General features: G+C 63.7%; 19 protein-coding genes. 7 read left to right on the top strand and 12 right to left on the bottom strand.

All coding sequences use genetic code 11. The annotated features are described in order from the left end of the window. Window positions 1-3 precede the first annotated feature (3 nt). The 8 genes from AC1RWI_RS28455 to AC1RWI_RS28420 form a co-directional block, all read right to left on the bottom strand. Window positions 4-1,296 carry a pilus assembly protein TadG-related protein gene (locus AC1RWI_RS28455; RefSeq protein WP_492869981.1) on the bottom strand — a complete coding sequence of 431 codons (1,293 nt, stop codon included), beginning with the start codon at window positions 1,294-1,296 and terminating at the stop codon, window positions 4-6. Window positions 1,297-1,322: 26 nt separating this feature from the next. Next, the gene (locus AC1RWI_RS28450) at window positions 1,323-1,664 is read right to left on the bottom strand and encodes a hypothetical protein (RefSeq protein WP_043344376.1); all 342 of its coding nucleotides are present in this window, start codon (window positions 1,662-1,664) and stop codon (window positions 1,323-1,325) included. A 34-nt stretch (window positions 1,665-1,698) separates the two neighbouring features. Next, window positions 1,699-3,546 (bottom strand): type II and III secretion system protein family protein, encoded by a 1,848-nt coding sequence (locus tag AC1RWI_RS28445; RefSeq protein ID WP_043344379.1) that lies wholly within the window; start codon window positions 3,544-3,546, stop codon window positions 1,699-1,701. Between the two features lie 79 nt (window positions 3,547-3,625). Continuing rightward, the gene (cpaB, locus tag AC1RWI_RS28440) at window positions 3,626-4,474 is read right to left on the bottom strand and encodes a Flp pilus assembly protein CpaB (protein ID WP_043344381.1); all 849 of its coding nucleotides are present in this window, start codon (window positions 4,472-4,474) and stop codon (window positions 3,626-3,628) included. A gap of 43 nt (window positions 4,475-4,517) precedes the next feature. Beyond that, complete coding sequence (locus tag AC1RWI_RS28435) at window positions 4,518-5,933, bottom strand: DUF8689 domain-containing protein (RefSeq protein ID WP_492869980.1); 1,416 nt, start codon at window positions 5,931-5,933, stop codon at window positions 4,518-4,520. A 107-nt stretch (window positions 5,934-6,040) separates the two neighbouring features. After that, window positions 6,041-6,589: an A24 family peptidase gene (locus tag AC1RWI_RS28430; RefSeq protein WP_492869979.1), complete on the bottom strand. Its 549-nt coding sequence runs from the start codon at window positions 6,587-6,589 to the stop codon at window positions 6,041-6,043. 64 nt (window positions 6,590-6,653) lie between these two features. Beyond that, entirely contained in the window at window positions 6,654-6,812 is a 159-nt protein-coding gene (locus tag AC1RWI_RS28425) for a Flp family type IVb pilin (protein ID WP_043344385.1), read from the bottom strand. 158 nt (window positions 6,813-6,970) lie between these two features. After that, window positions 6,971-7,156, bottom strand: coding sequence for a Flp family type IVb pilin (locus AC1RWI_RS28420; protein WP_043344388.1), 186 nt, complete (start codon window positions 7,154-7,156; stop codon window positions 6,971-6,973). Window positions 7,157-8,265: 1,109 nt separating this feature from the next. On the opposite strand from AC1RWI_RS28420, the gene AC1RWI_RS28415 reads away from it, so the two are divergent. From AC1RWI_RS28415 to AC1RWI_RS28405, 3 genes are read left to right on the top strand one after another with little or no spacing between them, the layout of a single operon-like run. Then, the gene (locus AC1RWI_RS28415; protein ID WP_492869978.1) at window positions 8,266-9,498 is read left to right on the top strand and encodes a glycosyltransferase family 87 protein; all 1,233 of its coding nucleotides are present in this window, start codon (window positions 8,266-8,268) and stop codon (window positions 9,496-9,498) included. Continuing rightward, a complete protein-coding gene (locus AC1RWI_RS28410; protein WP_492869977.1) occupies window positions 9,486-10,760 on the top strand; it encodes a glycosyltransferase family 87 protein in 1,275 nt (424 codons plus the stop codon). Before AC1RWI_RS28415 ends, AC1RWI_RS28410 begins: the two co-directional genes overlap by 13 nt. Continuing rightward, window positions 10,753-11,778, top strand: a complete 1,026-nt coding sequence (locus AC1RWI_RS28405) for a glycosyltransferase family 2 protein (protein ID WP_043344394.1) — start codon at window positions 10,753-10,755, stop codon at window positions 11,776-11,778. Before AC1RWI_RS28410 ends, AC1RWI_RS28405 begins: the two co-directional genes overlap by 8 nt. Before the next feature lie 20 nt (window positions 11,779-11,798). Here AC1RWI_RS28405 and AC1RWI_RS28400 read toward each other — a convergent pair whose 3' ends face one another. The 3 genes from AC1RWI_RS28400 to AC1RWI_RS28390 are packed head-to-tail and all read right to left on the bottom strand — an operon-like array spanning window position 11,799 to window position 14,328. Beyond that, window positions 11,799-12,146 (bottom strand): GtrA family protein, encoded by a 348-nt coding sequence (locus tag AC1RWI_RS28400; RefSeq protein ID WP_052494441.1) that lies wholly within the window; start codon window positions 12,144-12,146, stop codon window positions 11,799-11,801. A gap of 32 nt (window positions 12,147-12,178) precedes the next feature. Continuing rightward, on the bottom strand, window positions 12,179-12,913 hold the full coding sequence (locus AC1RWI_RS28395) for a class I SAM-dependent methyltransferase (protein WP_043344396.1): 735 nt from the start codon (window positions 12,911-12,913) through the stop codon (window positions 12,179-12,181). Between the two features lie 38 nt (window positions 12,914-12,951). Further along, window positions 12,952-14,328 (bottom strand): sigma-54 dependent transcriptional regulator, encoded by a 1,377-nt coding sequence (locus tag AC1RWI_RS28390; protein WP_043344397.1) that lies wholly within the window; start codon window positions 14,326-14,328, stop codon window positions 12,952-12,954. A 1,431-nt stretch (window positions 14,329-15,759) separates the two neighbouring features. Here AC1RWI_RS28390 and AC1RWI_RS28385 point away from each other — a divergent pair. The 4 genes from AC1RWI_RS28385 to AC1RWI_RS28370 all read left to right on the top strand — a co-directional run bounded on the left by AC1RWI_RS28385 (window position 15,760) and on the right by AC1RWI_RS28370 (window position 20,045). Then, window positions 15,760-16,719 (top strand): phosphatase PAP2 family protein, encoded by a 960-nt coding sequence (locus AC1RWI_RS28385; RefSeq protein WP_043344399.1) that lies wholly within the window; start codon window positions 15,760-15,762, stop codon window positions 16,717-16,719. 136 nt (window positions 16,720-16,855) lie between these two features. Next, complete coding sequence (locus AC1RWI_RS28380) at window positions 16,856-17,233, top strand: hypothetical protein (protein WP_144409737.1); 378 nt, start codon at window positions 16,856-16,858, stop codon at window positions 17,231-17,233. A 486-nt stretch (window positions 17,234-17,719) separates the two neighbouring features. Then, window positions 17,720-18,817 carry a YjgN family protein gene (locus tag AC1RWI_RS28375; RefSeq protein ID WP_043344402.1) on the top strand — a complete coding sequence of 366 codons (1,098 nt, stop codon included), beginning with the start codon at window positions 17,720-17,722 and terminating at the stop codon, window positions 18,815-18,817. 58 nt (window positions 18,818-18,875) lie between these two features. Next, complete coding sequence (locus tag AC1RWI_RS28370) at window positions 18,876-20,045, top strand: M48 family metallopeptidase (RefSeq protein ID WP_052494442.1); 1,170 nt, start codon at window positions 18,876-18,878, stop codon at window positions 20,043-20,045. A gap of 3 nt (window positions 20,046-20,048) precedes the next feature. On the opposite strand, the gene AC1RWI_RS28365 is transcribed toward AC1RWI_RS28370, so the two are convergent. Next, a complete protein-coding gene (locus AC1RWI_RS28365) occupies window positions 20,049-20,999 on the bottom strand; it encodes a LysR substrate-binding domain-containing protein (protein ID WP_052494750.1) in 951 nt (316 codons plus the stop codon). Window positions 21,000-21,025: the final 26 nt, after the last annotated feature.

Below are 21,025 nucleotides of genomic sequence, written 5' to 3'. Positions count from 1 at the left end.
CTCCTATTGCACGAGAACCGGCACTAGCGGTCCTACGCCAGTCCCTGCGCCAGGGATGCCTTGGGTCGCGCAGGGGCTGCCTGGCGCGCTTGAGTCGCCCCGGTACTCGAGCCGCACCGAGTCGATGTTTCCGCCGGTTTGCATGGGCTCGATCATCAGCAGGCAGGCCCAGCTTTGCACCGGTGCGCTATGGTTGCCAGGGCTGGCGAAACCGGAGCAGTCCACAATCGGTGCGAGCACGAGGCGACGATCCGCGCCGCTCTGGTACGAAGCGGCGGGGGCGGCATTGCCCTGTGTGCTCAGCCCGGTAACGGAGTCGCCCTGATAGGCACGATAGGCCTTGCGCGCGGCAAGGAAGTTCGGTTGAGTGTTGCCCGATGTATCCACGGAACTGCCGTCGTAAGCGCTGCTCTTCGCCGTCCAGGTCGTGTCGTTGTACGTGAATCCGGTAAAGTCGGTCACGCCTAGCACTTTCGAGCCTTTGACGATGCCAAAGCGGCTGTTCCAGTCATCCGCCAGGGATGCCTTGTTGCCGGCAGATCCAATCAATGTCCCTTGGGCCGGCAGGTTGCACTGTCCCGCGCCGTCAAGTTGCTTCGCAATCTGGCTGGCACTGTTGCCTCCGCCCAGGTCCGCCCAGCCAAAGTTGCCCCCCCCGTAGGTGCCCTTGTTGCTGGAGTCGAGCTTGGTCACCAGCCACTGCCCGGTGGTGTAGGGGGACTGTGGCGGGCTGATGGTGCTGGGTTTGCAGACAAAGACGGGGATGGCGCAGGTCGTCTGTGCCGAGCCGGTGGTCGCCACCGCGAACGAGGCGACGGTTTGGGGCCCGACACTCACGCCCGGCAGGAAGTTGAGCACCTGGGCGAACCAATTGGCAATGCCGGCGCGGCTGACAGAGCATTTGACGTACTTGATGCTGGCGAGCGGGTAGGTGACGCTGTTCTTGTCCAGGAAGGGGTCGGTCAATGCGTCGCTGTACGTCACGCTTTGGTTGGCGACAAGCTGTACCGACTCGCTCTGGAACAGTGCCATGTTACGTAGGCCGGCGGTAATGCCCGCTGCTTCCGAGACGGTGAGCGGTGTCGCTCCCGTCAGGTCGCGAGCGGCAGCCAGCGCGCAGGAATCCGCGCCGTTCTGCAGCTCGCTCTTGGCGACGTAGAGTTTGCCCAGGTCGAGCGCCAGGCCGAGGAAGCCTACCAGCATGACCAGCGCGATCGCAACGATGATCGCTACCGCCCCGCGCTGCCGGGCGCGATGGCTCGACAGCGCGGTCCTGCGAAGCATTGATTTGGACATGATGAGTCTCCCCGAGCAAACCGATCTCAGCGCGTTCCCGCACCGCCCGCCATGCCGATGCCGCCGTAGCCCCCCGCACCGAAATCCATGCCACCCGCGGCACCTGTGCCGGCGGGGCGCAGGCGTATCAGTGACCGCTCGTAGTTGGTCATTGCGGCCACGGCGGTCTTGCCATCGGTGCCCGTCAGCGATGGCAGTCCAGCGGGCGCGTCGGGGTTGATGATCTGGGATCGCGTCACGGTGGTAACGGCCTGGCCAAAATGCTTATCCCAATTTGGCGTCGAAGTCATGCAGGCGGACAGGGTCAGACTGCCAAGCACTGCCAGCGTGACAGCGGCGCGGCGCGCGTACTTCAAGTTCTTGTTCATGGTGGTTCTCCTCGTGGACGGACGCTTCGGCAGCTCAGTTGGCGCTCGGTGTTTCGGCCGGGCGGGCTTTGTCCGGCGCCAGGCCGCTGGGGCTGGCAGTGGTGGCGGCGCGCGCCTGCGCCAGCCGTGCCGCGGTGGCTTCGATGCGCGCGATGCGCGCGGCGGTAGCGTCTGCCGGCGGAACGCCCGCAGCGCTCGCCCTGGGCGCGGGCGGGGAGATGACGGGTACGTCGTCCAGCGGCTTGGCCGGCGGAACCATGCTCAGCGGAGCCTTAGGTGCCTGCGGAGCGGGCGCTGCGGGGACAGCCGTCGGCGCGGGAGCGGCCGGGGCAGGCTGCGAGGGCGTCGGGCTCGGTGCGTCAGTCTTCTTGCCGGAGCCTTCCATATTGCCCATCAGGTAGAGCGCGAGCGGGTTCGGTGTAGAGAAGCTGTCGGTTGGCAGCGGATAGGATGCGCTCTGCATGGGTTGGACCAGGTGCGGGGTGATGATGAACACCAGCTCGGTCAGGTCTTGCTGGAAAGACGTGCTGCGAAACAGCGTGCCCAGCACGGGAACCTCGCCGGCGCCCGGCAATGCTTTTAGCGAGCCGCGTGCGCTGTTTTGCAGCAGGCCGCCAATGGCAAAGCTCTCTCCGTCCCGCATCTGCACGGTGGTGGAAGCGCGGCGGGTGGTGATCAAAGGCAGGATGGTCTGCCCCGTCAGGCTGCTGCCGCTGACCGTGGCGCCGGTGGGCGAGAGCTCGGAGACCTCGGGCGCCACCCTGAGATTGATGCGCCCATTTGCCAGTACGGTTGGCGTGAACTTCAGGCCAACGCCAAACTCCTCCTGTTGCAGGGTGATGGTGGATGCACCACCGAGGGCATTGCTTTGCGCCACCGGGATATAGATCTTGCCGCCGGCGAGGAAGCTCGCTTCCTGGCCGCTGATGGTGACCAGGTTCGGCTCGGCCAGGATCTTCACCAGGCTGTCATTCTTCTGCGCATCGACGGCAACGTTGAAGGGCCGGTTGTTCGCCTTGTTGGCGAAGATGGCGCCCGACGCGCCGCTCAGCAGCGAGGTCACCAGGCCACCGCTCCAGGAGCCGAAGCCGCCCTGGAGGTTGACCGCCGAACCGAGCTGATTCAGCAACGTCTTCGACACTTCGGCCACCTTGACCTCGAGCATGACCTGCTGTGGCGTGTCAACAGACAGCATGTTGAGGACGCCGCCCTTCTTGTTGCCCTCGCCCTGCGCCGCCGCGGCGTACGCATAGGCGATCTCCATGGCCTGTTGCGCAGCCTGCGCGTTCGAAACGCTGCCTGAGAGCACCAGGTTGTCAGCGGCGGTCAGCACACGGATCTGTGGTTCGCCGGGCATCAGTTGCGCCAGCGAGGTCTGGAGCCCGCCGGCGTCTGCGTTGACCACCACGTTGATGATGCTGCAACCGCCACTGCGCCCTTGCACGATCATGTTGGTGGTGCCGACGCTGCGGCCAAGCACGTAGAGGGTTTGCGGCGACACCATGGTGGCCTGGACTACATTGGGGTTGCCGAGCGTGCGGTTGCGTACCGGCTCTGGCAGGGGGATCAGCGATGACTTGCCGACCGGCACGATGATATTGCTCTCGTTGCGGATCGCGCCGGTGCAGTTCGGCCCACGGCTGTCCGTGGGCACGGCGGCAGCCGGCGCGGGCGCCATGCTGATGGTCATCTGCACCGGGCCGCCGGCAGGCGCGCCCATGGCTGCCTTGGCAGGCGCCGCGGTGGTGGATTTGGCGATGGCGCCGGCTTCGACCGCCACCTGGGCAGCGGCAGCCAACGGTACGCACAAGATTGCACCTGCGACGCTCGCGAGCGCGATGGCTCGGGCACCACTCAGGACTTCCGTATTGACGTTGTTCATTTCGTATCTCCCCCCGGAGAGGCTGTACATCGCGCCTAGAGTTGCCAAATAGATTCTGGCTGGGCGGCCGCCCTGGCCATCAGAAACATTCAAGACTGCCCTGGATGCCGGCCAGCACACCGATGCAATGGCCCGGCCTGGCCGGTGCCGCTGCAAGCGGGCGCGGTCTTGCCGGCGCGTGCGGCGCATTGACCGTGATCACCTTGACGGGCTGCTCCGTCGGTGGCGTGCCGAGCAACGTGATCTTGGTGGCGCCACCGGTGCTGACCGCGGCGACGTCGACCTGGTTGCGCAGGACGAGCGACAGGGTGCCCACACTGCGGGCGACGTCGAGCTTCTCTGCCTGTTCGGGCGTGACTTCGAGCGTGACGGCATTGACGACTTTCGGTTGGGTGTCGTCGCGGCTGACTTGCTGGGCTACCGCCAGCACCAGGATCTTTTCCAGCACGATCTTGGAGATGCTGCCGTTGCCCGCGCCCTTGGCCTCGGTCTCGTTGGTGTTGACAATCACGTCGACGTGATTGCCTGGCAAGGCAAAGCCCGCCACCCCGACCACATCATTGACGCGTACCGTGATGGCGCGCCTGCCCTGGCCAATCACCGCCGAGAGCCCGCCTTTGGTGCCCAGCGGAGCGAGCTTGGCGTCGAGAATCGGCTCTCCGCGTTGGACGCTGGTACGAACCACGCGCCCCTCGAGGGATTTGAGGTCCTCAAACGCGCCAGGCGGCACGCTTCCCGCTGGCCAGCTCACCAGGCTCAGTTGCGCATTGGTCAGCGGTTGTCCGAGATTCAGGTCGCTGGTCGCCACTACGACCTGTTTGAGAGAGCTGGAAGATTGCTGTACCAGCCACCGCGAGGCGGAGACGACCGCCGCGACCCCCGCGACCAGGGCGATGAACAGCATCAGAATTGCTCGAGCGTTTTTCATGATGACTCCCCTTACCGTTGTTCGTTAGACAGCATGCCGGCACTCAGCTGGCGGCCTGAGGCGCGGCCTGCCATGCGATCCCCATGCCGGAGGGACGCGTGGATTCGGGTACTGCCTGCGCACCGAAATAGCACTTCCAGGCACCGCGCAGCGCGTCCTGCGTCACCTGCGGTGGACCGCGGTGGTAGAGCACGCTGGACGCCACCAGCACGAGCAGGTCGCGTGGAATGCAGGCCAGGAGCGGTGTCCTGCTGGGGAAATGCAGCCCCTCCAGCAGGAAGTCGAATGCCGCTTCGGTGCTTTCCAGTCCGACGTCGCTGGCGGCACGCAGGTACACCTCGCGGTAGTCATCGCTCGACAAGGGGCCGATGAAGAGCTTGCTGCCGAGTCGGCGCAGGAATGCCTCGTCGCCCAGCTGCTGGGGATCCAGGTTCGTCGAGAACACCGGCCACACATCGAACGGCACCGAGAATCTCACGCCGGTCTGCAGCGAGAACATGTCGACGCCGCGGTCCAGAGGCACAATCCAGCGGTTGAGCAACTCGCTCACGCCTACCAACTGGCGCCCAAGGTCATCAATGATGTAGATGCCATTGTTGGCCTTCATATGCGGTGGCGCCTGGTAGAAGCCCGACATGGCGTCGTAGCGCAGGTCCAGCATGGACAGCGTCAACTCGCCGCCCGACAATACGGCGGGGCGGTGGCAGATGGTCCAGCGGCGATCCGTCGCGCGCAGCTGCAGCGGTGCGTCGGCGGTATCGACGGGGACATGCACGAGCGGATCAAAGACCTGGATGATCTCGCCGGCGACGGTAATCGCGTGCGGCACCGGCACAGCACCTGGCAGGAGTTTGCCAAGGCGCTGTGCCAGGTAAGTCTTGCCGCTGCCGGCGGGGCCATACAGCATCAGCGCCCGGCCGGTATTGACTGCCATGCCCACCTCGTCGAGCAGGTGAGAAGGGACGACCAGGTCGCCGAAGGCAGCAGCCATATCTGCCCTGGATACCGATGCCTGGCGCACGGAGTGACGCTGGACGGCGGCGAGATATGCGTCGAGGGTGACCGGCGCTGCGCCGACATAGCTGCTGCGCGCAACCAGTTCGGCGGCCCTGGCATACCCCGCATCGGTCAGGCGGAAGCGTACGTCAAGGTCGCTTGCGCCACGATGCGCCACCTCGAGCATGCGCTCTTGCACGGCGATGCTGGCGATCTCGTGGGTCACCATGGCGGGCAACTTGAGGGTGTCGGCCAACTGGGTGAGCATGGCGCTGCGATGCAGGTAGGCCGCCTTCATCAATAGTCCCACCAGCAGTGTGACGTCGATGCCGGTATCGGCGACCGTCCTGGGCGCGGGATGCCACGGACGCACTTGTTCGCGCCCGTGGTCGTCCGGGTTGTCGGCTTCGAAGCCTGGCGTGGGTGCCCGCTGCGCAGTTCCCGATGTGTTGTGTTCGATCATTGCTCCCCCCGTCTATTGGCTGATGCGGCCTTGCAAGCTCGATTTCAGTTTCGTTTCAGTTTCAGTTTCAGTTTCTGGTTCAGGTGAATCATGGCGAATGGTCGTCGTCACGCGGAGGCGAACAGCACGCCGATCGTACCGGCGGCAATGGCCACGCCGTAGGGCAGCGACCCAACCGACCATGACGATGCGTTGCGGGCACCGCTGTCCTGGGTGAGCGTAGGCCTGACCTGACCGAACGACGTCAGCATCCAGGCAAGGTTGCGGCGCAACTGACCAAGGCGGCCACGCCACAACGTCAGCGCCAGCGCCCACACCCCACCGGCCACGAAGGTGGCCAGCGCAATCTCGAACGCCATCGGCGCGCCCAGCCAGGCGCCCACCGCGGCTATCAATTTGACGTCGCCGGCTGCCATGCCGCGCAGCAGGTAGAGGGGCAGGAACAGGGCGAACCCGGTGAGCCAGCCACTTGCCCAGGCCAGGGCTCCGGCGCCCCAGCCGTGCAGGATGATCTGCACAGGCAGCGCGAGCAGCCACGCCCCGAAGGTCAGCCAGTTGGGAATGCGACGTTGCTGGGCATCGATGGCAGCTGCGGTCAGGACCAGTACGATCACCAATGGACCGACGTATTGCGGTAAGGCGGACTGGGCTAGCATGATGTTCCCTCTACTTTTTTTGTTCTGTCTGTGCCGGCCCGTTATTCGGACCTGGCATTCCTGCTCAAGCGGTGACGGCGGAAGCGATCTTCTGGTAAAGGTCAGACACACTGGTGCCAACCGACTTGACCGCGAGGAGTATGGCAACGGCGATCAGGACACCCAGCAACGCGTACTCGATGGAAGTAACCCCGGATTGATCACGATGCAGTTCCCTGAACATTCGTCTTAGCTTTGGCATGGTGTCCGCCGTGTCGTCGTGGATCGTTGGATTGGGCAGGATGGCTCGCGTCGTGAAGCCCCCTTTCCATCGTGTGCCATCGTGATTCCGCCTTGGCCGAGGCGGGGTGCGGACGGGCTGAAGAGCCCGTCCGCTTCGCTTTAGCCGTTAGCCGACGTGAGCGAAGTGCCAATCTTGTTGAAGGTGGTCGCGAGCTGCGTGCCGACGATCGTAACCGCACCAATGATCACGACGGCGATCAGTGCTGCGATCAGCCCGTACTCAATGGCGGTGACGCCATCTTCATCGTTGGCGAAGCGCTTGATGTTGTTGATCAGGGTATTCATGGCAATCTCCTTCGGTGTTGGGAAAAATTTGATGCAATGAAAATCAACTACGGGCGAGGGTTGTTCGTTGCGGAGGGCCACAGATTGCGAAGGCGTGGAACGGCCACTTGCCACCCTTGTGTTCGCGACAAAGCCGAGAGATGGCGGCGCTATGCGTGGCTGCAATCCGGATCCCGTCGAGCATGCCCTTCTCCAGCGCCTGCGAGGGAAGCCCTGGCAGGCGATTCGGTGTGCCGTCCCTCCAGATAGTCCTTGCGGCTTCCAGATGGACAGCGGGCACGGCGTGTTGTCGGTCAGCAGTCATGGCGCAAGTTCATTTAGCTGATTCGTTGTCGGGCTTCGGCGCTTTTGCTGTGTGCCTCCGCTTCCTCGGCATCCAGCTTGGAACTGTCCTGGCGCCGCATGCCAAACCATAGGCAAAAGCTGGGCCACCCCACTGCTATTCGTTGAGTTAAAAGGGTTTCCGGGAGGGCGGGTGCGCAGAGGGCGTGCCAGCCAGGGTCTGCGTCGGCATCGTCGTTGCCGCGCGGAAACGTGCGGCGCGGCGACGGACGCGTCACGCCGCCTTATGGATGAGGCGCGACGCGTCCGGCTAGTCCTAAGTCGCTAGGAAGGAAGGATGACTTTCCGCGAAAGGGCATTGCAAAGGGCGTGCACAGTCTCTGCACGCGGACGCAAGGCCCGGCAGATCCGCCAAATGGTTGAGGTGATGGTGGCGAGGCTGGTGCCAAGGGGCATGTTTCCGGCGAGAAACGTCAAATGGCTGTCCGTCTTACGGGGATCTGGCGTGTCCTCGGCGCCAGGCCTGGCTCTGGCAGCTATTCGCTCGTGATTCAAGGCTGAAACGTTGGGCCTTTGTTGCCCTGGAACGCCGTAAAACACGCTGTTTTCGGGCAGGGGGCGCGCTTGTTTAATCTTGGGATTCAGACAAGACTGAAGCCACGGCACCTGATGAGAAACCCAGAGCGCGTGCCAGGAACCAGCTAAGGATGCTCGGCAGATAGCGCGTCGAAAGCCAGAGGCAAACCGGCATCGCGTAGCGCCTTTTTCAACGTACGAGAAACGCGCCATTGCGAGGACATGAACAGGAGCGGATTGTGAGGGCCAGAATGCGCGAAGGCAAGGAATCCCCGCGGTCCGACGCGCTCGGCCTCGACCGGGTTCGCTTCTACAGCGTTGTCGTGCTGGTGTTCTTCGGTCTATTTGTTGTCGCTTGGGGATGGGCCAGCAACGGCTTCATGAGCGGCCATGCGGCGCGTCCCGGGGTGGATTTTTCCGTATTCTGGAGCGCTTCCTATCTAGCGCTGCAAGGCTCTGCGCAGGATGCCTATGTGTTTGAGTCGCTGGCCCCGGTAATGGCGGCGTTCGGCTCGCAGGCCTCAGGCGGCGATTTCTTTATGCCCTGGCTCTATCCGCCGACATTCCTGCTGGCTGTGCTGCCATTGGCGCTGCTGCCGTTCCCGGTCAGCTATTTCCTCTTCTCAGCCGGCACGGCGTATCTCTATGTAACGTCCCTGCTAAGGTTGCTTGGTTCCGCAACGAGCTGGAGGTCTGGGAATTGGCTGCCGATCGTCGCGTTTCCTGGGGTTTTGCTGACCCTCTTGCTGGGGCAGAACTCCATGCTGACAGCCAGCTTGGCGGCGCTATCGATGTACTGGCTGCAGCGGCGCCCGGTGCTCGCCGGCGTTTGTATTGGCCTGCTCTGTATCAAGCCGCAACTCGGCCTCTTGTTCCCCATTGCCTTGATCGCGGCGCGGGCCTGGAGAGCCCTCGCCGTCGCGGCCCTGACCGCACTCGCGTTGCTTAGCGCCAGCCTGGTAGCGTTTGGCTGGGAAACCATCCCGGCCTTTCTTGGCGCTGCCGAACTGGCGCGGGTGCAGCTGATTGAGCATAGCCCGCAGGGGTGGCTCATTTCGCCGACCGCGTTTGCGGCGGTGCGCCTGTCCGGCGGCAGCATCGCCCAGGCTTACCTGGCCCAAGGCCTGGTTGCCTTGTTTTCGATCTGTGGCCTGCTCTATGTCTGGTTGCGGCAGACTCCCGCAGGGCTTCGCGTCGCCATGCTCGCCACGGCCACGATGCTGACGACCCCATATCTTCATGGCTATGAGCTGACCTGGATGGGGCTTGCCATTGTCGGCATGGTGAGCGACTGCCTCAGGCGAGGATGGCTGCGCGGCGAGCAGCAATTGCTGATAGTCGTGTGGCTCTTGCCCTTGTATGAACTTCTTAATCCCTTCATGAAGCTCCCGCAGATCGGTCCCGTGATCCTGATCCTGGTGGCCGGCGCAATCCTGCGGCGGGCGGGCATCCCGGTGGCGTGGAGCGTGACATGCGCACAATGAGAGTGGCTGCCGCAGTCGATGGCGAGCAGCAGCCGGGCGAGCACTGGCTGAACGCCGAGCGGGTGCGCCTGTACTCGGCCGTGGCGCTCGTCGCCTACGTTCTCTTCTTCTCGATCTGGATCTGGCGTGCCTGTCTGTCGAGGCAAGGTGATGCGAGCCTGTTCGGCGGCGACTTCGTCGCCTTCTGGAGCGCCGCCCAGCTTGCCCTGAACGGCAACCCTACGGGTGCCTACGATGACGCCACCTTGCGGCTGGTCGAGATCGCCGCAATGCCGGCCCTCGCCTCCGCCGGGGGCACGCTTCCGTGGCTTTATCCGCCTAGCTTCCTGCTGCTGGTCTGTCCGTTGGCGCTGCTTTCATTCGGTGCTGCGTACGGGGCTTTTATCGGGACGACCGGTGCGCTCTACCTGTGGGCGGGGAGCCGCATTGCTTTTTGGCGCGGCGCATGGCTGCCAGGCATGGCCTTCCCCGGTATCGCCGTGGTGTGCGCAACGGGGCAGAATGCCTTGCTCACTTCCGGTCTGGCCGCGCTCTCGCTGACGATGGTGCGGCGTCACCCGGTTGCTGCCGGGCTGGTGATGGGAATCCTGACCATCAAGCCACACCTGGCGTTGCTGTTCCCGCTTGCACTGGTTTGTGCTCGGGCCTGGAAGGCGCTGGCAGCCATGGTGGCTTCCTCAGCCGCGCTGCTGGCCTTGAGCGCTTCGGTGTTCGGCACGCAGACCTTTTTCTCATTCCTCGCCAATGCAGACATGGCACGCCTCGCGGTGGAGGGTGGCGAAGCAAAGCTCGTCCGGATGCCGACCGTGTTTGCCTTGGTGAGATTGCTGGGCGGCAATCTCGCGCTCTCCTATGGCATCCATGCCATGGTGGCGGCCCTTGCCGCCGGCGTCGTGATCTATGCGTGGTGCCGGCCGGCCAGTTTCCCGCTGCGGGCGAGCGCTTTGATGGCGGCCACGCTGATGCTCAGTCCTTATCTCTACGACTACGACCTCGCATTTCTCGGTTTCGTGATTCTCTGGCTTGCCGGTTACGCCATCGAGCGCGGATGGATGCGCTGGGAGAAGGAGTTGCTACTCGTCCTTTGGCTCACGCCACTGCTCGGGTTGCTTGTTGTCCAGGCGATCGGATTCCAGTTCATGCCGCTTGCGATCCTGGCAACGTTGTTTCATATAGTCCGTCGAATCCGCACGGAGCGAGTTCAGCACCCGGAGCCGTGCCACAACAATGAAACGCGGGTGGGGGAGGTGGGTCATGATTGATCAATACGATAGCAAGCAGATCTCTCTGGTGGTGCCATTTTTCAATGAGCGCGATGCCATTCCAGGATTCTTCAAATCCGTCGTGCCAGTACTTGAATCGATCGAGGCGGCCACGTTCGAGATCGTCTGCGTCAATGATGGCAGCAACGACGGCACGCTGGAAAAGCTGCTCGAGATATCACGGCGGGACGCTCGCGTGAGGGTGATCGACCTCACGCGGAATTTTGGCAAGGAAGCCGCGCTCACCGCAGGGATCGATGAGGCGCTTGGCGATGCGGTCATCCCGATCGATGCGGACCTGCAGGATCCGCCAAGCCTGATTCCCGTCCTGGTTGCGCGCTGGCGGGAGGGGGCCGAGGTCGTCCTCGCTCAACGCGCGAGCCGCTCGTGCGATTCGTTTCTCAAGCGCACGGCGGCGCTGGCCTACTACCGGGTGCATAACTATCTGTCGGAATTGAAGCTGCCGGAGAACGTCGGCGATTTCCGGCTGATGGACCGCGTGGTCGTCAATGCGCTCAAGCAGTTGCCGGAGCGCAGGAGATTCATGAAAGGCCTGTTCGCCTGGGTGGGCTATCGGACCGTGATCGTGCCCTACGAGCGTGAGGCGCGTAATGCAGGACATTCCAAGTTTTCGGGCTGGCGTTTGTGGAATCTCGCCCTGGAGGGCATTACCAGCTTCAGCACGCTGCCGCTGCGCGTATGGACGTATCTGGGGTTCCTGATCGCCTCTATCGCTTTCTGGTACGGCATCTTTATTATTGCGCGCACGATTGTGCTTGGTGTGGAGGTGCCCGGCTATGCCTCCTTGCTTTCGGTGCTGCTGTTTTTTGGCGGAGTTCAGCTGATCGGCATCGGTGTGGTAGGGGAGTATGTCGGCCGCATCTACTACGAAGCCAAGGGGCGGCCCATCTACCTGGTGCGCCGTCGCTATCAGGAACGGCGCCAGACGGGGCAGTTTGCCGCCGGCAAGCGGGTGGTCAACCTGGCCAGCGTGCGGCGAGTATCCCAGGAGCGGTGATGGATGTTGCTGGGGGCAGTTTATCGGTAGGTCCAGAGCTTATGCATCAGGAAGCTGAAAGGCGTCACCACCATGACGATCACCAGCAAACCGATCCAGTAGCTGCCCCCCGTTGCCTGGACGGCCCAGGAGATGAGCACCGTGAGGATCAGCGCGAGCGCGGATACAACAAGAAAGCGCGCGAGATTCTTGCGGTGCAGCCGGCTCGAGAAGCTCCACAGTGTATTGAGCAGGTAGGAGCAACCCGTTGCCATGATGAAGGCAACACCGTTGGCCAGCATGGGTGACGCCGAGCCCCAGGCGATGAGTGTCGAGGCCGTTGTCACATGCAGCAGGGTCGCTGCGGCACCTGACAGGGCGAAGCGCATAAGCCGGGTACCGGCGCGATCGATCCGTGCGCTCACGGCAGCCGGGCAACAGCCAGCAGGGAGATGCCGAAGGGCAAGGGTGACATCGAGAGCCAGTGCCGTTCCGCGGAGAATATCCGGTGCAGCAGGGCATTGAGCGGTGCGGCGGGCACCGCGCTGCCCGTCGAGGCAAGGCTGCCGCTGAGCCGGTCCTTGAGCCGCGCGGCAATGGCAAACGGGCACAGCAGGGCGTTGAAGTGCGATATCCGCTCGAGCTCCAGGCCCGCCGCGCTGACGGTTGCGCGCAAAGCCTGCCGGCTGTAACGCCGCTGGTGGTGCAGGAATTCGTCGTGCCGGCTCCAGAGCCACTGATAGGCTGGCACGGTGATCAGCACCGCGCCGCCTGGCTTCAGAATGCGTCGTGCGCTCACAAGCGAGGCGGTATCCTCGGCGATATGCTCAAGGCAATCCAGAAAGCAGATGAGGTCGAAGCCCGGCGCGGAAAATGGGACATCGTCGGGCCACCTGCCGCCGCGGATATCGAATTGGCCTGCCGTCTTCTGTTCGGCGATTTGCCGTGCGGTGGCATCCATTTCGACGGCGCTCACCTTGCCAAAGCGGGATAGCATGGCGAGATTGCCGCCCGTGCCGGCCCCCACTTCGAGGATGGACGCGTCGGCCGGCAAGCGCAGGCGCTTGATCATGTCTGCGACGATATCCCGGCGGCCGCGGAACCACCAGTGAGCGGCTTCGGTTTGCGCCATTTCAAGATAGGCATCGGGCGACATGGCTTTGCTCCTGTACTAACGCGCTTTCTGGCATTGGACTAGCCTTGCAGGCAAACCATGCCTAACCCGCCTTTTCTCACCTGAAGCCTGTGCTCGCGCATCATCCGGAAGAGTGTGACTCGCGAGATCCCCAACTCCGCGGCCACGTCGATAAGCCGCTCGTGGTGCCGTTGCAAGGCCTCCTTGACGGCATTCAGCTCCGCCGCCTCGCGCACTTCCGCCAGTGTCTGGGGGCGGATCTCGGGAGGTGGTTGCAGGTCCAGGTCGCACGGCGTGATGACGCCGTTCTCGCACATGGCTGCCGCATGCCGGGTACGGTTGATCAGTTCGCGGACGTTGCCGGGCCAGTCATGCGCACTGAGGGCGCGCAGCGCTGCTGGCGAGAAGCCCTTGATATGATCCGGTGAATGCGAGCGGATATTGTTCAGGATATGCTCGGCCAGCAGCGTGATATCGCCTTCCCGTTCGCGCAACGGCGGCTGCTTGACGCGCAGCACGCACAGGCGGTGATAGAGGTCGCCGCGGAAGCGTTCTGCCGCAACTGCTGCGTCGAGATCGACGTGCGTGGCAGACACAATGCGCGCATCGACCGTGATCGACTCGGTGCTGCCCAGCCTTTCTATGCGGCCGGTTTCCAGAAAGCGCAGCAGGCTGGCCTGGCTTTCGAGAGGCATATCTCCGATCTCGTCGAGGAAGAGGGTGCCCCCGTGTGCCATCTCGATGCGCCCGGGCTTGCGCTTGAGCGCGCCGGTGAAGGCGCCGCGCTCGTAGCCGAACAGTTCCGACATGAGCAGGGTGGGGGGAATTGCCGCGCAGTTGACCGCCACGAAGGGCTGCCCGGCACGCCGGGAAGCGCGGTGGATCGCCTGGGCGGCTAGCTCCTTGCCCGTGCCCGATTCGCCGGCGATGAGCACCGGCGTATCCCACCTGGAGACTTTCTCTATGCCGCGAAACAGGCTTTGCATGGCAGCGCAATTGCCGATCATGCCGTCGAGGCCGCTCGCCGGGGTCGGAGGATGCGAGGCCTCCAGGCGCAACTGCACCATGCCGACCGCGTGGCCCAGGGAATGGGCCAGCGCCGACATATCGCAAGGATCTCTGTAGTAGTCGACGAAGTGCAGCCCGAGCAAACGGCGCGCTGAATCCGAGAGCGCTTCCTTGCTCGTGACAGTGGCGACCCAACTCATATTCGGCTGAGCGAGCCAAGGCTCGAACGACTCGAGTTCGGCGTCACTGAATCCACTGTGTATATCGAGGAGCCCGCTGATGGGCTGTGTGTCCTGGGCGAGTGCATCGAGCTCTCGCTGGCTTGACGCGAAGATCAGCTTCCAGCCTTGTTGCGCCAGGAACCTGCAACGCATGGCGTCGTGATGCTGCGACAGATACAGCAGCGGACGATTGACGTACGCGGTCATATAACCCTCCCCCGATCTCTTCTTCTTGTTGCGAGCTAGTGTCCGTTCCGGACTTGTGCTAGTTCGCGGTCTTCTTGAAGGGCGATGCTTGATCCAGCGCATCGCGGCTTCGGGGATGGAGGGTCTTCAGTTTGCCAGTTGCATGGCGCTCGGGTCCGGGCCACATCGGGCCCGGCTCGATCACCGCACCTGGCTAAGCACGAATGCCAGCTTGTCACGAACGAGGGTGAAAATTGAACGTCGGCATGATGCCGACAAGCTCCCCGGACCCGACTCGCATGGTGAACCTCCCGTCCCCACTGACTTCAGGAACCCTGCCAACGGGCAAAGCCCGCCGGAGCACCCGCACGCGGCACGTCATGGACTGTGCATCGCGCCTTGCGCAGGTGCCGCGGGTCGATCCTGACCATTTACGGATCGACCCGCGCCTGAAATGACTGCAACCATCTATCATCGGGCAGGCACGTTTTTGCATGCCTGTCCTGCCTGGGCCGTGTAGTTATCTGGCGCGGCCCTGCGCCTGAGCCCCTCCCCTGGTCCCGCCTGGGCTTGCGGGTACTTTATAACCTTGTCGCCGGACTTGGCGCTCGCGAGGCGGCGCCGGTTGTTGTGGTCTGGCTTGCGGCTTTAGTCCGATCACATGTTCTGCGAAGCATAAATGCGACGAACGTGCCAACGCTGCTAAGTCATTGATTTCACTAACAGGGCCGGTTGTGAGTTCGCTACTTGCCAACGCAAGTGTGTAACAGAATGTTTCTTCCGTGTTACTGCGCATCGTCCTGCGAATCTTGGGATTCGGAATGCCCCCGACCGTGAAATGCGAAGTTCTAGCACCTTGTGTTTGTTGAATGGAACGGCTGCTTCGCATTTCCAAGCCCGTGCTTCCATCCCGGGTGCGGGTTTTCCCATTGCCGGCATGTGGCCTGCGGTAGGGATCTCTCCCGGCACCAGCGGGTCGAATGGTTGCATTTCTGAAAATGCGTATCTCCGGCGGTACTCGGTGCGAGGGTTGGAAAGAACTATCAGTCGCACGTACCGATGAGAACGAAAGTACGAGAGATTCTTGCTAACTGCAAAAGTCGTAGTCCGAAGGATGGACGATATAGCGCGCAGCGTACTTTTCACAAGCCAGAACGCGGCCCGGACTCATCTGTATGGATGAGTTGCGCATGCCTTACATAGATCGCCGGTTTCACGCGGATTGGTTGCATTTGTGAAAACGGGTCCGCAGCGGCAAAGGCATGGCGCCTCGGCGGAATTGCCCCAGGCAACCGGCGGCTCGGGGAGCGATACCTGGGCGCCTAGTACTTTGGTAGTCCCACGTAGAGTCGATGCCGGACGCAGCCCGACTAAGCTATCTTGCATGCAGTACCTCGCCTGAGACGAGCGAGCGGGGCGCGCAGCTGGATGAGTCCGGGGAGGGGCTGCAAAATGAAAACAGGCGATAGGGTCTTCACGCGGGGGGATGCGATCAGATGGATGATCGCGCTCGGGTTTCTGGTTCTGGATTCGATCTGGCTCGCGGCAAGCGGGCGTTCCGTGGCCCATGCCAGCCTCGTTGCCATCGGCAGGGCCGTGGCGATGCTTGCCGGCATTGCGCTGATTCTCAGCTTGATCGCAGGCATGCCGCGGGTGACAGCCACATCGCGCGGACTGCACTATCGGCGGCTGGCGCTAGTGGCGCAATGTGGCGCTCTGCTGGTAGCCTTCACCAATATCATGAGCGTGATGTCTTATTTGATGATCACGCTGGCCCCGCCTCTGATGGATGCCAGGCTGGCCGAGTTGGACAAGCTGTTGGGTTTTGACTGGCCGCAGGTCTACAACTGGGTCAGGGCGCGGCCCGCAGTGACTCTCATTCTGCAGTTGGCTTACGCCAGCGGCCTGGCTCAGCTGCTCCTGGTTCCCATGCTGACCGGTCTGGCGGGGCGGGCTGAACACTTGCGTGAGTTCATGTCCAACATGATTCTCTCGTGCACGCTGCTGTTGCTGATTGCCGCCCCTTGGCCAGCCGCCGGGGCTTATGTCTCGTTCGGCGTGGCAAGCGCCGCCGAGATGGCCAGCGTTTCACACTTCAACGTATTACGTGCCGGAGCGATGCAGGTATTCGATCTCGCGCACGTACAGGGGCTGGTGTCCATTCCGTCCTATCACACCGCCATGGCGCTGATCTTTGTGCAAACGATGCGCTGGACCCGCACCGGGTTCGTGGTCGCATGCCTGCTGAACCTGGCGATGATCCTGTCGACGCCGACGGAGGGGGGGCATTACCTGGTGGATGTCGTGGGTGGCGTGGGTTTGTGGGCCCTGACGGCAGGCTTGCTGCGTGTATGCAGAGCGGCCAGACCTCCAGTGCTCGGCCAACACGTCGCCCAGCCGCAGCCTCTCTGAACCTCCGAAGCCGCGAGATAGTGCGGCGGGCCGGTTCCACCGTCCCGCTGGAACCGAGCCCGCGCCTGAAAGTACTGCAAAGCAGATAGAAATCGCCGCACCGGCAGCGTTGCTGCTACCGTGTGCGGCGTGGGCCATGGATTCTGAAAACGGCGCTGGCCCGGCGCTTAACCTCCCCGCGAAGCAAGCCCTGTCACGGCCACTGCTCCACTCCCCGTTCAAGTCTGATTATCGTGATGCCGCGGCTGGCGGTTTTGCACCGCCTTGTCGCCGGCATCCCTGGCGTACCGTATTTGCTGACATCGGCAATCTTTTCGGTCGCTCTGCTCTTTGTAACGAAGACAAGAGCGACGAACGTGCCATGGTTTGTAAACTGCTGATTTTGTTAAGAATGCATTTTGCGAACTTGTTACATTCTGCGTTTCTTGTAACAAAGTGTTTCCTTGTCGTTACTGCCTTCGGGGCTGTTGTGTGCGCCGCAGCATGGCCGGCATGGCGAAAAGCGATGCTCTGACTTCTCTCAGATCACCAAAAGTGGCGAAAGAGATGGGTGAGGCTTCCTTTACTACATCGCCCGGGAACCATCCAAAGGGTATTCGTGAGAACGTATTCGGGTGGTGGAGCAGTCGCCGCACGACCGTGCGAATGGTTGCAGCGTTGATACAACCCCGCGCAAATTGACTGTGCACAATAATGCCCACCGACTGCCGGAGGGAAGGGCCAGCGGCATACCACACGTGCCGAAACAGTGCGCCAGCGACAAAAGATGTAGCCTGATAGGGTGACGAGTGTTAACTGAGTCACATTGGCCCGGGCTTTTCCTCGCCTTGTTGGATGAGGAGGGAACTTCCTGTCACGGCTGGCGAATACGATCGATTTGGTTGCATTCCTGATACATTGCTGGCCGCCATGCCGGGATAAGGGATATCGTCGCGCGGCGTGCGGGCACTGCGGTTTGCCGGCGCACCGCCAAATTGCACAATTCACGGGAGAAAGCAGGATGCAGCTAGACAACAATGCGTTCCACGCGGCGGCATATGAGCAGCCGGCCGCCACGGTGCGTCCTCTGCGGTTCGAGTTCATCGGCTCGGGATCGGAGTTTTTCCGCATCTGGATCGTCAATACCTTGCTGACCATTGTCACGCTGGGCATCTATTCGGCCTGGGCCAAGGTCCGCACGATGCAGTACTTCTACCGCAACACGCGGCTGGACGGCGCGAGCTTCGACTACCACGGCCGTGCTTCGGCCATCCTCAAGGGCCGCGCCATCGTGTTTGGCCTGGCGATGGTGTTCCAGCTTGCCAGCCATATTTCGCTGTTCGTGGCCTTGGCGCTGGGCCTGGCTCTGGCGGTGGTGTTTCCGCTGTTGCTGGTGCGGTCCTTGCGTTTTCGCATGGCGAACTCCAGCTACCGCGGCCTGCGCTTCGCCTTTACCGGGAGCGATGCCCAGGCCTACAAGGTGTTCCTGCTCTGGCCAGTGCTCACGGCGCTCAGCCTCTATGCACTGGCGCCGCTGGCGCACCAGCGCTTCAAGCAATACCAGCATGACAACACCCGCTTTGGCACCGCGCCCTTCGGCATCAGCGCGAGCGCGGGCGGCTTCTATGGCGTCTACCTGCGCGCATTCGGCATGATGGTGGCGGTCGTGGTGGGGATGAGCGTGGCCGGCGGCATGCTGGGCAGGGGCATCGGCGCCGGGATTGGCGCTGGCATGGGGGCGGGCATGGGCGCGCCGGCGGTGGCGGGGATCATGGCCGTCATTGGCTTTTTCGTGGCGATGATGGCGGTCGGCCCCTTCTTCATGGCGCGGCTGCAGAACCTGGTGTGGAATCACACCACGCTGGCGCCGCACGCGTTTCGCAGCGAGGTCAAGGCGGGTCGCCTGTTGTTTATCTTCGCCACCAACATGATCGCCAATGCACTGACGCTGGGCCTGTTCCTGCCGTTCGCGCGCGTGCGCTCGATGCGCTACCGTATCGAGAGCATGACCATGCTCGCGGCGGGTCCGCTGGACGCCTTCGTGGCTGGCGAGACGCAGCATGTGGGTGCGCTGGGCGACGCCGCGGTGGACTGGTACGACATCGACATCGCGCTGTGACCGCAGTCATCGTAGTCATCGCCGCGCAAGCCTCGTTCACTTCGATACCAAGGCCCTGATGCAGGATATCCCCGACGCCACGGCCACCGCCCCGGTAGCCGCCACTTACTTCGATGGCCGCTCGTCGCGTGCCCATCGGGTGATGCTCTCCATCGAAGGGCGCGATGCGGTGTTGCGCGATGCACTTGGCACGGTGCTGCGCCGTGCGCCGCTGGCTGCGCTGCGTGTCTCCGAACGGGTCAAACGCGCGCCGCGCCTGGTCACGTTTGCCGATGGCGCCTTCTGCGAGGTCACCGACCACGCCGGTTTTGCCGCCTTGCTGGGCGCCAGTGGCTACCGCGAGGGCTGGGTGGTGCGTGCGCAGAACAGCTGGCGGCTGGCGCTGCTGTCCGTGCTGGGCCTGGCCGCGGCGCTGCTGCTGGGATATTTCTACGTCTTGCCCTGGGGCGCCGGCATGGTGGCGCGCAGCGTGCCGCCGACGCTGGAAGCCCGCCTCGGCGAGGCCACGCTTACCAGCATCGATCATGGCCTGCTCATGCCCTCGGCTCTGCCGCAGGCGCAGCAGCAACGGATTCGCGCCGACTTCGCCGCGCTGGTGCGCCCGGCCGATCCTGGCCACGAGTACGAGATCCTGTTCCGCCACGGTGGCAAGCTCGGGCCCAATGCACTGGCCCTGCCGGGCGGCACCATCGTGGTGACCGATGAACTCGTCAAGCTGACCGGCGTGGGCCCGGGCCTCATGGGCGTGCTCGCCCACGAGGCCGGGCACGTGGCCGAGCGCCATGGCCTGCAGCAGATCCTCCAGGCCTCGGCGGTGGGCGCGCTGGCGGCCTATTTCTTTGGTGACTATTCCACCGTGCTGGCGGGCGTGCCCGCCGCGATCCTGACCCTGCGCTACTCGCGCGACCATGAGCGCGCGGCGGATGCGTATGCGGTGGAGGTCATGCAGCGCAACCACTTGCCGGTGTCGGCGTTTGCCGACGTCCTGCAGGCGCTGGAGGACGCCCACGCCCGGCAGGCGGAAGCCCAGGCGGCCAAGGCCGATGGCGGGAGCGAGGCCAGCACGCCAGCCGCCTCCGGCGAGCGCGAAACCAAGCGGGAGCGCCGCAGCCGGCGTGCCGCGGAGGATGGCGGCAACAACGGGGATGGCGACGATGGCGACAGCTTTTTCTCCACGCATCCGCTCACGCGCGAGCGCATCGAAGCGCTGCGGGCTGCCGGACGCTAGGTCTCAGGCGCCCGGCTGTGTATCTGGTGCAGGTGCATCAAGCGGCGCGCGCGGGGCGGCGGCCGCCACCTGGCTTTGCAGCCAGCTATGGAACCGCAGGATGACCTTCTCGCGTGGATTGCCTTCGCGCCAGGTCACCCAGTAGTGCAGGCTGGACGGGATGCGGGTGGTGCCGATCTGCACCAGCTCGCCGCTGGCAAGGTAGTCGCTGGCGAGTTGCAGGCGCGCGGTGGCCACGCCAAGCCCCGCCACCGCCGATTGCAGCATCATGCCGGCGTCCTGGAAGATCGGCCCGCGCTCGGGTTCCGTGCCAGGCAGGCCGGCGCTTTCCAGCCAGTCGCGCCACGGCCGCAGCGCGAAGCGCAGCATTGGCAGCCGCGGCAGGTCGGCCAGCGTGAAGCCGGGGTAGCGCGCGAGCAGTGCCGGGCTGGCCACCGCGATGACATGGTCTTCGATCAGGTTGTGGCAGGCAAAGCCGGGCAGGTCCACGCGCTGGTGCCAGATCCCCACGTCCACCGAGTACGGATCGGGCGGCGTGATCTCGGCGTGCAGCCGCAGATGCAAGTCCAGCCCCGGCAGGGCAGCGTGCAGGCTCGGCAGGCGGCGGATCAGCCAAGCGTTGGCCAGGTCGGCCATGACGCTGACTTCCAGCCGCACCACCTGCGGCGCGCCACCGTTGCTGGCCTCGCGCAGGCCGTCTTCCAGTTCCGCCAGCCCGTCGCGAATCCGCTCGGCCAGCCGCGCGCCCACATTGGTTGGCATCATCAGGTGGCCGGTGCGCTGGAACAGCTTGGTGCCCAGCTTGTCCTCCAGCGCGCGCAGATGGTGGCTGATGGCGCTGTGAGTCAGCGCCAGTTCCTCCGCCGCGCGCGAGAAGCTGCGGTGGCGGGCAGCGGCCTCGAGTGCGCGCAGTGCCTGCAGCGCGGGCAACTGGGGCGCGCGCTGCAAGCGCAGCGGCTCGGGGGGCGGGGCGGGTTCAG

This window comes from Cupriavidus sp. MPR-AND1C, assembly GCF_058809705.1.
Note: the sequence above shows the minus strand (reverse complement) of the source record. Positions and strands in the feature narration are given on the sequence as shown.

Coding starts and splice junctions, on each gene's coding strand:
- AC1RWI_RS28405 (WP_043344394.1), top strand. CDS start 10,753: ATGATTGATCAATACGATAGCAAGCAGATCTCTCTGGTGGTGCCATTT.
- AC1RWI_RS28370 (WP_052494442.1), top strand. CDS start 18,876: ATGCAGGATATCCCCGACGCCACGGCCACCGCCCCGGTAGCCGCCACT.
- AC1RWI_RS28450 (WP_043344376.1), bottom strand. CDS start 1,664: ATGAACAAGAACTTGAAGTACGCGCGCCGCGCCGCTGTCACGCTGGCA.
- AC1RWI_RS28410 (WP_492869977.1), top strand. CDS start 9,486: ATGCGCACAATGAGAGTGGCTGCCGCAGTCGATGGCGAGCAGCAGCCG.
- AC1RWI_RS28420 (WP_043344388.1), bottom strand. CDS start 7,156: ATGAATACCCTGATCAACAACATCAAGCGCTTCGCCAACGATGAAGAT.
- cpaB (WP_043344381.1), bottom strand. CDS start 4,474: ATGAAAAACGCTCGAGCAATTCTGATGCTGTTCATCGCCCTGGTCGCG.
- AC1RWI_RS28445 (WP_043344379.1), bottom strand. CDS start 3,546: ATGAACAACGTCAATACGGAAGTCCTGAGTGGTGCCCGAGCCATCGCG.
- AC1RWI_RS28385 (WP_043344399.1), top strand. CDS start 15,760: ATGAAAACAGGCGATAGGGTCTTCACGCGGGGGGATGCGATCAGATGG.
- AC1RWI_RS28375 (WP_043344402.1), top strand. CDS start 17,720: ATGCAGCTAGACAACAATGCGTTCCACGCGGCGGCATATGAGCAGCCG.
- AC1RWI_RS28395 (WP_043344396.1), bottom strand. CDS start 12,913: ATGTCGCCCGATGCCTATCTTGAAATGGCGCAAACCGAAGCCGCTCAC.
- AC1RWI_RS28430 (WP_492869979.1), bottom strand. CDS start 6,589: ATGCTAGCCCAGTCCGCCTTACCGCAATACGTCGGTCCATTGGTGATC.
- AC1RWI_RS28435 (WP_492869980.1), bottom strand. CDS start 5,933: ATGATCGAACACAACACATCGGGAACTGCGCAGCGGGCACCCACGCCA.
- AC1RWI_RS28425 (WP_043344385.1), bottom strand. CDS start 6,812: ATGTTCAGGGAACTGCATCGTGATCAATCCGGGGTTACTTCCATCGAG.
- AC1RWI_RS28380 (WP_144409737.1), top strand. CDS start 16,856: ATGGATTCTGAAAACGGCGCTGGCCCGGCGCTTAACCTCCCCGCGAAG.
- AC1RWI_RS28415 (WP_492869978.1), top strand. CDS start 8,266: ATGCGCGAAGGCAAGGAATCCCCGCGGTCCGACGCGCTCGGCCTCGAC.
- AC1RWI_RS28455 (WP_492869981.1), bottom strand. CDS start 1,296: ATGTCCAAATCAATGCTTCGCAGGACCGCGCTGTCGAGCCATCGCGCC.
- AC1RWI_RS28390 (WP_043344397.1), bottom strand. CDS start 14,328: ATGACCGCGTACGTCAATCGTCCGCTGCTGTATCTGTCGCAGCATCAC.
- AC1RWI_RS28400 (WP_052494441.1), bottom strand. CDS start 12,146: ATGCGCTTCGCCCTGTCAGGTGCCGCAGCGACCCTGCTGCATGTGACA.